At 42.5% G+C, this 3,918-nt stretch carries 2 protein-coding genes; both read right to left on the bottom strand.

The window, feature by feature from the left end:
• Positions 1-412: 412 nt before the first annotated feature.
• Positions 413-1,531 (bottom strand): copper amine oxidase N-terminal domain-containing protein, encoded by a 1,119-nt coding sequence (locus tag PA598K_RS28515; protein ID WP_128660198.1) that lies wholly within the window; start codon positions 1,529-1,531, stop codon positions 413-415.
• A gap of 117 nt (positions 1,532-1,648) precedes the next feature.
• Positions 1,649-3,565: a hypothetical protein gene (locus PA598K_RS28510; RefSeq protein WP_128660197.1), complete on the bottom strand. Its 1,917-nt coding sequence runs from the start codon at positions 3,563-3,565 to the stop codon at positions 1,649-1,651.
• Positions 3,566-3,918 lie beyond the last annotated feature (353 nt).

The following is a 3,918-nucleotide window of genomic DNA, read 5'->3' as shown; positions in this document are numbered from 1 at the left end:
CCGGACCTCCGGGGAGATGAATGAGCTAGTAGCCTCGAGTTCGGTTTAGTCGATCGGGGCTACACGACCTGCTTCGACGCGATATCTTTCAATCGGTATGCACCACTGGGGCTGTAGCTTGAAGGCTATCAGGAGAGATTCAGTATGTATTCAGGGGGAGGGCTGAGCTGGAGGTGGACGGTACCGTTTCTCGACTCAGCGACGAGGGGATAGCCTAGACCAATACAATCGCAAAACAAACAAAAACACCCCGCATCGAAAATTTCTTTCGTTGCGAGGCGCTTATTATTACTATAGGTACCTGCTCATGCCATTATTGCTATCCGACCCGCACGCGGATTAAGCCAAGCTTGTTGCTGTTAGTCCGAAGACGGTGCCACCTTGGGCTGGTACGAAAAGCTGCTGCTGATCGTTAGTGCAATTCCAGCGTATTCCCATTAAGAGTGTAAGCTTGCTTCTCCGTAAGTCCATCCTTTACAAGGGAAACGGTGATACCGGACTGTCCATCCATAGATTGGTATTGGGTTGTTACTCTTTGTATGTCTATATTTTGGCTATTGGCAAAATTTTGAAAGGCTTCAGTAAGGTTACTAATCTCAAACCCGCTCCCATGAAAACGAATTAACGAAACAGCTTGAGGGCTTAAGCCTTTCCCGGGGAACTGGACTAGAATTCCATCAGAGTCGCTAGTAGCTACTCGCCCTGGGACGCGCAAAACACTCCACTGCCGACTTGAGGAATTGAATACTAAAATTTGCGTCTCGTATTCTGCACCAATCGCAGACACGAGGTGAAGCCGGTCTTGCCCTGAATCAAACTGCAATGCTAGGTTTTGATTTTTCACTTCATCAATTGTACCAGCAGACAAGTCATTTAACACAAATGTCTGGTTACCATAAGTAAACATACCATTAATAACGGGACTCCCGCCCAATTCGACCTCATACAGTTCTAAGACGAGTTCGGATTGATTAATTCTGCCTAAGCTCAAGATCCCTTTTTTCTCCCACTTAGAAGGAAGTGTTTGGACTTGTTCAACCCGCTCCAGTCCAACCGGCTGAAAGTTCAACATCAAACGATCCGGAAAAGCAAGACTGTTTTCTGAACTTACAGTAACTCGGCGACTTTGCTGATTCCATTCCACTCTAGCCCCAGTCGCTTCAGAAATGATACGCACAGGAACCATAGTTCTTCCTTTAATCACTTGTGGCGGGACATCCGTAGCAATGGGATTACCGTTGATTACAATTTTTTCATCAGTTGGATTAGGGGCGTTACTCACTTCACTTCGGTTAGTCAAATATACCGTTCTCGTCTCTTGATTCCAATTTACGGTATAACCTAATGCTTGCGAAATCTCCCTTACGGGAACCAATGCACGTCCATTCTGGACTACCGGCGGAACTAGCATAGGGATGGTTTTTCCGTTAACGACAACTTCCACAGCAATTGTGCTGCTTGCTAAAGAACTCCCAATCAAAGAAGTACTCAAAGCCGTTGTAAGCAGTAACGCGGCGAATTTTTTCATCATAATTTAAGTCCCACCTTCCTAAACTTTTTATACTGTATTTAGACGTTTAAAAACGAATTATGTTGCAAAACAAGGAAAAGTGGCTTGTTTTTCTCAAGCCACTTTTCCTTCAACATTCTAACTTGATCCCAATGCAGACGGACTCGTCCAATTAACGCTGTTTCTGGCATTAGTATTGAATAAACGTGATCCATATAAACTTGTAGAATAACCTGTATCTGCCGTTAACCAGTGACGATACTCAACCGTGTTGCTGCCAACAACAGAACTATACGTATAAAACGGTAAAGGTACAGGTAACAAGCTACTACTCCCATTTAAAGGAGCATATCTCCACGATCCGGTATGTCCCTGAGCTTGGTCTGCGTTCCATTTGTAACATGCCCACGTATTACTGGGATTGGAGGTGTTATAGCAAGTCCGGCTGACCAATCCCCCTCCTCTTGCAACGGTAGTATCTTTCGACAAGCTAATAATATCATTTGATGTAGAGTAAATGGCATTATAGTTATTTTCGCAGTTTACTGCGTTAGAGCCACACGCGTACCACTGAGACCATGCAGCGCGACGTTTTTCTACTGCAGTTCCACTCGCAGAGCGATAACGGCTGGCAATTGAAGCTGCTACTACTTGTGAAGCTGTATTTGTCAATACTCGATTATGAAACGCAAGACTTGAACCTAGGCCTGCCGAATCTATTTGAAAAACCCCAATCCCCGTATTCCAAAACGCACGAGCATACGGGCCAGTAGGGCTTGTGTTTTGAAATGGATACAATCGGGAATGGCCTGTATCCGCTCTGCCTACAGTCATTGGGGAAGGGGTCAGTGTTCGGTCATTTCCTGTAACTTCCGGCCAGGTAACCGAAAGCATAATGGCGGCCAAGTGATTGGCAGTTAGTCCAGTGTTATTATTATTATTTCCGGCTGCTGTTATTACGTCGTCTGTCGGCACGCTACCGAACCTTGCAGTTTGCATAATTGATAACTTGTCTTGCGGAGCAATATCTAATACGGGAGGTGCATTATCTTCTACAAAAATCTCTTCTTCTTCCACATATCCTATTGTACCATTTAGCCATAATGAATACGTATATTCGTTAAGAGTTGTAGCAACGCCTTGGCTAACAAAAATGTCCTCAAACGAACCTGAACCCTTAATCGGAATACCGTCTTTAAAAAACTCATTGAGTGAGGTTTTTTCAATCCAAACCACTCTTCCTTCTAAATCCAGCCATGCAGCATATAACTCAGCTTTAATTAGACTGTCTCCAAGGTTTGCAAAAGAAGTCCCCACCTGATAGTCTATAGTGCTGCGCTCTACACCTTTATAAGTATCCAGTCCATAAGGAATTTCATAGTCAACGTAAATCACACCCTCCCTTGAAATCGCATTCATTTCTTCTGTTACTGTCGCATTCCATTTGACTTCTGCTACCAATGAACTGTCCGTAACTGAAGTTAGTATGAACGGCGCTGGCTCACCTGGACGTATGTTTTTCACAGGAGTATTAGCAGAAACCGTCTCCAAAACAACCCCCTCATCTGAAATTAACTCCACAGACAAAATAACTTCTCCAACAATAGTTTTTGTTTCGTTCCTCAAAAGCCCCATTGCTTCCCAATAACCTATCTCAGTTACAGTCAATGAATTCTCAAGTACAGAGATTCCTTCTCCCGTCACATAATTAGTGTAATTAGGACCAACGAAACCCACCATAGAGCGCTGAATGCTATCATCTGCTTCGCTTTTAACAATGCTCTGCTGCAGCAAATCATCTTGACTCAAATCCAATTCAGGTTTGAAATCCTCTGGATTAATATTACTATAGATCTCCCACACTTCTGGCATCTTTGGCCGTTCAATTTTAATTTTTTCTGTATCTGTGGATGAGGTTAAAGGGTTGATGAAAGAAACATTAATAATTGATTGATTATCCGATGTGTCCGATTTTAAAGGCTCCGCGCTAACAAATGAAGAAAACAACAATGTGGCAGATAAAAAAATGATAGAGGATACTTTAAATAATTTCATTCACACTTCATCTCCCATTTTTAATTTTAATTGACTTTATTTCATCATCTGGCTCGTATATCACCAGAGCAAACAGAGCACCCCCTCGTCACATAGTGGCTACTCTTTTCTTTTCCCATCACAAGGATCTATATGTTTCTCTTAGCTGATTAATAGTAATGAAAAGAGAAAAGGGAGGAAAACTCAAAACAAATCTGATAGAATAGACATCCTCCTTTTATTGCCTAAGCTTTCTTACGCCACCCACCGAAGATGACTGAATGAATTTCATTTTGAGCGTAGGACTCAATTATACCATAATTACGAATGAATTTGGTTTTTATTTTAATCTTTCAAAAATAGCGAAATAGTGA

The sequence above is a fragment of the Paenibacillus sp. 598K genome (assembly GCF_003851045.1).
In the GTDB taxonomy this organism is placed as follows: domain Bacteria; phylum Bacillota; class Bacilli; order Paenibacillales; family Paenibacillaceae; genus Paenibacillus_D.
The sequence above is the reverse complement of the archived record's forward strand: the minus strand, read 5'-3'. Positions and strand labels throughout refer to the sequence as shown.

Excerpts from the sequence above, each read along its gene's own strand:
- PA598K_RS28515 (WP_128660198.1), bottom strand. The coding sequence starts at position 1,531 with ATGATGAAAAAATTCGCCGCGTTACTGCTTACAACGGCTTTGAGTACT.
- PA598K_RS28510 (WP_128660197.1), bottom strand. The coding sequence starts at position 3,565 with ATGAAATTATTTAAAGTATCCTCTATCATTTTTTTATCTGCCACATTG.